The sequence below is a fragment of the Actinoplanes hulinensis genome, from assembly GCF_019429605.1.
GTDB classification, from domain to species: Bacteria; Actinomycetota; Actinomycetes; order Mycobacteriales; family Micromonosporaceae; genus Actinoplanes; species Actinoplanes campanulatus.
Genome location: NZ_JAHXZI010000015.1, coordinates 196916 through 204061 on the forward strand (window position 1 = coordinate 196916; position 7146 = coordinate 204061).

General features: G+C 71.6%; 7 protein-coding genes. 2 read left to right on the top strand and 5 right to left on the bottom strand.

Features of this window, described 5'->3' with window-relative positions:
- Positions 1–9: 9 nt before the first annotated feature.
- On the bottom strand, positions 10–1767 hold the full coding sequence (locus KZ829_RS27520; protein WP_246636333.1) for an ABC transporter ATP-binding protein: 1758 nt from the start codon (positions 1765–1767) through the stop codon (positions 10–12).
- A gap of 52 nt (positions 1768–1819) precedes the next feature.
- Here KZ829_RS27520 and KZ829_RS27525 point away from each other — a divergent pair, with 52 nt between their 5' ends.
- Positions 1820–2368 (top strand): TetR/AcrR family transcriptional regulator, encoded by a 549-nt coding sequence (locus KZ829_RS27525; protein ID WP_308285683.1) that lies wholly within the window; start codon positions 1820–1822, stop codon positions 2366–2368.
- Here KZ829_RS27525 and efeB read toward each other — a convergent pair.
- From efeB to efeU, 3 genes are read right to left on the bottom strand one after another with little or no spacing between them, the layout of a single operon-like run.
- Positions 2355–3608 carry an iron uptake transporter deferrochelatase/peroxidase subunit gene (gene efeB / locus KZ829_RS27530; RefSeq protein WP_220146815.1) on the bottom strand — a complete coding sequence of 418 codons (1254 nt, stop codon included), beginning with the start codon at positions 3606–3608 and terminating at the stop codon, positions 2355–2357. The genes KZ829_RS27525 and efeB overlap by 14 nt on opposite strands.
- Positions 3605–4738 (bottom strand): iron uptake system protein EfeO, encoded by a 1134-nt coding sequence (efeO, locus tag KZ829_RS27535; protein ID WP_220146816.1) that lies wholly within the window; start codon positions 4736–4738, stop codon positions 3605–3607. Before efeO ends, efeB begins: the two co-directional genes overlap by 4 nt.
- Before the next feature lie 8 nt (positions 4739–4746).
- Complete coding sequence (gene efeU / locus KZ829_RS27540; RefSeq protein ID WP_220146817.1) at positions 4747–5574, bottom strand: iron uptake transporter permease EfeU; 828 nt, start codon at positions 5572–5574, stop codon at positions 4747–4749.
- Between the two features lie 130 nt (positions 5575–5704).
- On the opposite strand from efeU, the gene KZ829_RS27545 reads away from it, so the two are divergent.
- Positions 5705–6631, top strand: a complete 927-nt coding sequence (locus KZ829_RS27545) for a M56 family metallopeptidase (RefSeq protein WP_220146818.1) — start codon at positions 5705–5707, stop codon at positions 6629–6631.
- Here the strand turns inward: KZ829_RS27545 and KZ829_RS27550 are convergent.
- Positions 6608–6976 carry a BlaI/MecI/CopY family transcriptional regulator gene (locus KZ829_RS27550; protein WP_220146819.1) on the bottom strand — a complete coding sequence of 123 codons (369 nt, stop codon included), beginning with the start codon at positions 6974–6976 and terminating at the stop codon, positions 6608–6610. The two genes, KZ829_RS27545 and KZ829_RS27550, sit on opposite strands and share 24 nt — an antisense overlap.
- Between the last annotated feature and the right edge of the window lie 170 nt (positions 6977–7146).

A 7146-nucleotide genomic window follows, 5' to 3' on the forward strand; every position in this document is an offset into this window, starting at 1 on the left:
CCACCGAATCTATCGAGTACGGGCCGGACCCGAGTTGTGGCCGTTACCACTCAGCGCCGGCCGCTGGTCGGCGCTGATCCGCAGCGCCTGGACGAGGCGACGGTACAGGTCGTCGGTCGTGTACAGGGAGGTGTGATCGCCCTGGGCGCGGACCCGGCCGTCCTCCAGGACCACGATCCGGTCGGCGTCGAGGACGGTGGAGAGGCGGTGCGCGATGGTGACGACCGCCCCGTGGGCCGCCCGCTCCCGAACGCAGTCCTGGACGGCGGCCTCGGTCAGGCCGTCGACCTGGGCGGTGGCCTCGTCGAGGAGCAGTACGTCGGGGGTGCGCAGCAGGGCCCGGGCCAGGGCGATCCGCTGGCGCTGGCCGCCGGAGACCTCGGTCGCGGCCAGCATGGTGTCCAGGTCGCCGAGGCGGACCGCGTGCAGCACCGCCCGTACCTCGTCGTCGGTGGCGTCGGGATGGGTGAACCGCACGTTGTCGGCGATCGTGCCGGGCAGCACCGGGGTCTCCTGCTCGACGTAGGCGAGCCGCCCCCGCAGGTCGTGGTGACTCCACTGCCGGTAGGGCCGGTCGTCCAGGGTGAGCTGCCCGTCCTCCGGTTCGAGGAAACGCAGCAGCAGCGAGAACAGGGTGGTCTTGCCGGCGCCGGAGGGACCGACGATCGCGGTGTGCCCGACCCGGGGGATGTCCAGGTCGATGCCGTGCAGCACGGTCGGCGCGTCCGGACCGTACCGGGCGGTGACCGACCGCAGCGTCAGGATCGGATCGGTGCCGGCGGTCGCCGGTGATGTCGCCGTCGCGTCGTGCGCGGACTCCGGGTGCAGGGACCGCAGCTCGTTGATGCGGCCGGCGGCGGCGATCCCGGCCTGGAGGGCGGTCAGGTTCTGGGTGAGCTCGCTGATCGGGCCCATCAGCTGGAAGACGTAGAGCAGGAAGGCCACCAGTGTGGACACCTCCAGGATCCCGGCGTGGGCGCGCCAGGCGCCGATCGCGAGGATCAGGATCACCGCGAGGTTGATGCCGGACCAGGCGATGGTCCAGACCGTGGCCGCGACCCGGGCGGCGCGGATGCTGTGGGTGGCGGCGTCCCGCGCGTCGCCGATGATCCGGCCGCTCTGGCGGGTCTCCGCCCGGCTGGCCTTCACGGTGCGGATGGCGCGTAGGGCGCCCTCCAGGTTGGCGCCCAGCCGGCCGACCGCCTCCTGCGCGGCCGTCTGGGCGACGCCGATCCGTGGCAGCAGCACGATCATCAGCGCCGCGACGACGGCGACCGCCGCGAGGGTGCAGGCGAGCAGGACGAGGTCGAGCACCGCCATCAGGATCAGCGTGCCGATCAGCCCGACACCTGCGTTGATCAGTCCGATGATGCTGCCGGACGCCTGGTGCAGCAGGCCGGTGTCGGAGGTGACCCGGGTGACGAGCTCACCGGTGGGGCGGGCCTGCAGGTCGCCGATCCGGGCCCGGAAGTAGCGGTGGATGATCGAGGTGCGGGCGTCGAGGACGATCCGTTCGGCGAGCGTGCCGAGCAGGATCCACTGCCAGAGGGTGATGGCGGCGCCGACGACGACCAGGCCGGCCAGGACGGTGATCGGCCCGGCCAGTTCGACACCGCCGCTGAAGCTGTCGAGGACCCACTTGGTGACCAGCGGGGTGGCCAGGCCCGCGGCGTTGCCGATCAGGCCGAGGACGAGCCCGAGCGCCATGGTGCGGCGGTGTGGCTGGAGTATGGCGAGCAGGGTTCCCAGTCTCGTGGTATCCGGCATTCCCGTAGTGGAACACTCATGTTCCATTCTGGGCAAGTGCTATTCTGCCGCGGTGAGTGCCATTCGCGGCGGGAGCAGGGCCCGCACCCGGCAGGCGATCCTCGACGCCGCCATCCAGGTCCTGGCCCGCAACCCGGCCGCCCCGCTCGGCGACGTGGCCACCGCCGCCGACGTGGGCCGCACCACGCTGCACCGCTACTTCGCCGAGCGCGACGACCTGCTCCACGCACTGCGTGAGGAGGTGGGGCGGCGGCTCGGCGAGGCGCGCGACCGGGCCCGGCTCGGCGACGACTCGGGGGCGTCCGCGCTGCACCGGCTCTGCCAGGAGTATTTCGACCTCGGTGACGTGCTGTCCCTGCTGTTCCGGGAGCAGGTCGTCTTCGACGACGAGGGCGCCTTCGACGACCACTTCCAGGCGATGGTCCGGCGGGGGTACGCGGACGGCTCCATCGACCCGCAGCTACCGCCGATCTGGTTGCAGAGCCTCATGTGGTCGCAGCTCTACGCCGGCTGGCGTTACACCGGCGAGTGCCAGGTCTCCCCCCACGAGGCCCTGCGCCTCATCCTCCGCTGCGTCGACGGCGCCGTCACGCCCCGCTGAAGAGGCCGCTGCCCCAGAAGTCGCCGGCGTCCCTGATGCCCGGTGGACAGGCGAACAGGCCGCTGGACACGTGCCGGATGTACTCGTTCATCTCGTCCTGGGCGGCCAGGCTGCGCTGCACCGGGATGAACGCCTTCGCCGGATCCCGCTGGTACGAGATGAAGAACAGCCCCGCGTTGAGCCGCCCCAGCCCGTCCGACCCGTCGACGAAGTTGTAGCCGCGCCGCAGCATCCGCGCCCCGTTGTTGGTGGCCGGGTGGGCCAGCCGCACGTGCGCGATCTTCGGCATGATCGGCTCGTCGTCGTCGCCGACCGAGGTGAGGTCGGGTTCGTCGAACTCGCCGGCCAGCCCGATCGGCGCCCCGCTGCCCTTGTGCCGCCCGACGATGGCCTCCTGCTCGACCAGCGGTGACCGGTCCCACGTCTCGACCAGCATCCGGATCTTGCGGGTGACCAGGTAGGACCCGCCGTCCATCCACGCCGGCCCGTCACCGGGCTGCACCCACAGGTGCTCGCGCAGCAGCTCGTCCTGCTCGGCCTTGAGGTTGCGGGTGCCGTCCTTGAACCCGAACAGGTTCCGGGGGGTGGCCTGCCCGGTGGAGGTGGACGACGTACGCCCGAAGCCCAGCTGCGACCACCGCACACTGACCACGCCCATGCCGATGCGGGCCAGGTTGCGGATGGCGTGCACCGCCACCTGCGGGTCGTTGGCGCACGCCTGGATGCCGATGTCGCCGTCGGACAGGGCCGCGTCGAGAGTGTCCCCGGTGAACTTGGGGAGCGGGGCGAGCGCCCCGGGCTGCCTGCCCGCCAGCCCGAAGCGGTCGCGCCCGTCCGCGGTCCGGAACAGGGTCGGCCCGAACCCGATGGTGAGCGTCAGCGCGGACGCCGGCAGCCCGATGGCCTCGCCGGTGTCGTCCGGCGGCGCCTCCGGAAGGCCGGCCACCGCCCCGACCTCGCCGGCGTCCTTTCCGGCGGTCATCCGGGTGGCCGCGACCGTCCAGTCCTTCAGCAGCTGGATCAGCCGGTCGCGGTCCTTGGTGACGACGTCGAAGGCGACGAAGTGCAGCCGGTCCTGGGCCGGCGTGACGATCCCGGCCTGGTGCGTGCCGTGGAAGGCGACCGCGTCGGAGAACGAGACCGCGGGTTCCTCGCCGGTCAGCAACGCCGCCCCCGCGCCGACGGCACCGGCGGCGCCCAGGCCGCCGATGACCAGCGCCCGTCGGGAAACCTTGCTCACGACTGCTTGGCGACCACGGCCGCCACCCGGCTGATCGGCTCGGCCAGCGCGTTGATCGCGTCGGTCAGTTCCTTGAGGTCGGCCTGTGACAGCTCGTTGTGCAGCTTCCAGCCGTCCCCGGAGCGGTGCTTGGCGAGCGTCGCGTCCACGTTGGCGAACTCCGCGTCCAGCGTCTTGACCAGGGCGGCGTCCCGCTCCTCGAGGACCGGCCGCAGCGAGGCGACGGCCGCCTTGGACCCGTCGATGTTGGCGTTGAAGTCCCACAGGTCGGTGTGCGAGTAGCGGTCCTCCTCACCGGTGATCTTGCCGGAGGCGACCTCGTCGAGCAGAGCCTTGGCGCCGTTGGCGAGCTGGAGCGGGGACAGCTTCTCGGCGTTGGCCTTCTGCACGATCTCCTTGACGTCGGTCATCAGCTGGTCGGCGATCGGGCCGGACTGGGAGATGTCGTTCTTCTGCCACAGGTCCTGCTCGATCTTGTGGAAGCCGCCGAACTTCATGCCCTCCTCGGTGACCTCCTCGCGGCCGTCGATGCGCGGGTCGAGGTCACCGAAGATCTCGGCCACCGGCTCGATGCGCTCCCAGTACGTGCGGGACACCGGGAACAGCTCCTTGGCCTTGGCGGCGTCGCCGTCCTTGACCGCCTTCACGAACTCGGCGGTCTTCACCTCCAGGGCGGTGGTCTGCGACTTCACGTACCGCGAGTAGCTCTCGGTGGCGGCGAGCAGGGCGGCGTCGTCGGTCAGCGGCGCGGCCGAGCCGGAGACGGTGAGCTGTCCGCGGATGCCCTTGCCGATCATGCCGGGCTTGCAGGCCGTCTCGTAGCTGCCGGCGGGCAGTTCGACGTGCAGGTCGCGGGAGAGCCCGGGGGCGATGTTCTCGACCTCGGCCATCACCCGGTCGCCCGCGGCGTACACGTAGAACTCGGTGACCTTCTGCCCGCCGTTGGTGATGGTGAAGACGCTGGTCCCGGCATCGACCTGGGTGCGGGCGACCTCGCAGCCGCTGTCGGTGGCCTTGACCGCGATCGGCCCGCCCGCGGCGGCGGTGGCGGTGTCGCCGCCGGAGGAGGAGCACCCGGCCAGGACGACGACGGCCGCCGTGAAGGCGAGGGGGCTATAGAGGTGGCGCACGATATCTCCTAGTGCTGGGGGGCGGGAACCGCGGTCGTCGCGGGACGGAGGAAGAGCACGAGCACGGGTACGGCGTACGCGATCCAGGCGACGGCTTCCACGACACTGGCCGTGGGCGTCACGTTGAACATGCCGGTGAGCAGGGCCGTGTACCACGCGGAGGGGTCGAGGGCGGCGCTCACGTCGTACGCCAGGGTGTTCAGTCCCGGGAGGACGCCGGATTCCTGGAGGTCGTGGACGCCGTATTTGAGGATGCCGGCGGCGACCAGGATGAGCAGGACCCCGGTGACGGTGAAGAAGACCGTCAGGTTGATCCGGACGGCGGTCGCGTACATCAGCCAGCCGATCGCGACGGCCGTGAGGATGCCGCCGGTGAGCGCGTAGAGCGGCTTGCCGTCGAGGTCGGCGCCCTGCACGGCGGAGTAGAAGATCAGCGACGTCTCCAGGCCCTCGCGGACCACGGCGAGGAACGCCATCACGGCGACCGCGATCGACCCGAGGGCGAGCGCGTCGGTGAGTTTCCCGCGCAGCTCACCGCTGATCGACCGGGCGGCCCGGCGCATCCAGAAGATCATCCAGGTGACGAAGCAGACCGCCAGGATCGACGTGACCGCCTCGAACAGCTCCCGCTGGTCGTAGTCGCGCAGCAGGGTGGTGGAGGTGTAGCTGAGCAGCGCTCCGAACCCGATGGACAGCGCCACGGCGGCGGCGACGCCGGCCCACACCTGGGGGAGCCGGTCGGTGCGGCCGGACTTGACCAGGAACGCGATCAGGATGCTGACCACCAGGGTGGCCTCGAGCCCTTCGCGCAGGCCGATGAGGTAGGTGGCGAGCATGTTCCTCTTCTCCGATAAGGATTGCCTTACCTTGGTTCTACAGACTGTAGATTAGGTTTGCCTGGCCTCACTGTCCAGGGTCACCGCCACCACGTGCGACACTGCGAACCGAATCGGTGAGGGAGTCGCGGTGTTCGATCATTTCGTCTGGGAGATCCTGATCTGCCCGGTTCTGGTGGTGGTCGCGATCCGCTACCTGGCCGACCGGCTGCGCCCCGAGGCCGCCGCATTCCTGCTGGTCACCTCACTGACGGCGGCCGCCGCCGGCTGCCTGGTCACGCTGGGCGCCTTCGCCCTCAAGGCCGTCGCCGAGCTTCCGCTCACCGCGTCCCTGCTGCATCTTTCCGACGCGTACGTGAGAGCCGACACCGACAGCGAACCCTGGGTGTCCTGGCTCTCGCTGGCGCTGCTGGTGGCCGCGCTCACCGGCGTCGCCCGGGTCTGGCGCACCCACCGCCGCGACACCCGCTACGCCCGCCGCTACACCGGCCTGCCCACCGTGGACGGCCAGGTGGTCGTCCTCGACGACGACCGCGCCGAGGCGTTCGCGGTCCCCGGCGGCGACGGCCGGATCGTCGTCACCACCGGCATGCGCGACGCCCTCGACGACGTCCAGTACGCCGCCCTGCTCGCCCACGAACGCGCCCACCTGCGCTCCCGGCACCACCGGCTGGTCCTGCTCGCCCACCTGTCGGCCGCCGTGCACCCGGTGTTCCGGCTGCTCACCCGGCACATCGACCATCTGGTGGAACGGGCCGCCGACGAGCGGGCCGCCGCCGAACTGGGCGACCGCCGCGGGGTGGCCCGGGCCATCGCCACGGCCGCCCTGGTCAGCGACAGCACCCATCGCGTCGGCAGTCTCCGGATGGCGCCGCCCTCGCCCGACCTGAGCCGCGCGGGCGCCGTACCCCGACGGGTCGCCTCGCTGATCACCCCGCGCCGCAACCGGCCGCTCCTGGCTCTCGCCCTGCCGGCGGCGATAGCCGTCTTCTCCCTGGCCTGGACCGTCGAGTGCGTCGTCGACCTGGGCGAGCTACTGATCGCCGCCCGGCTCTAGCAGCCGGCGCAGCAGCTCCTCGTCGCCCGGCGCCAGACCGGCCACGAACCGGCGCAGCACGGTCGCCCGGTCGGTGCCGGCGCCGAGGGCCGCGCTCATCCGCTCGGCCGCGACCGACGCCTCGTCGGTGAGCGGCGCGTACCGGAACGACCGCCCCTCCCGGTAGCGGGCCGCCCTGCCCTTCTCGTGCATCCGGGTCAGGATCGTCACCACGGTGCTGTACGACAACGGCGCGGTCAGCCGCTCCTGCACGTCACGCGGCGTCAACGGTTCGCTCGCGGCGACCAGGACACGCAGGATCTCGGACTCCAGGGCGCCGGCGGGGCGGCGTGCTTCGGGCGGCACGCACGCAGCTTAGTGTTGACGGGCCTCGCCCGGGTCCCGAGACTGCTGCCATGACGACCGTCCGCGCAGCCGGGATCCGGGGCTTCGCCGGGGTCGTGGGCGGGCTCGGCGCCGCCCCCCCGCCGCAGGGGCGCGCCGCCCGCCAGGAACCCCCCGTACACCACCACCAC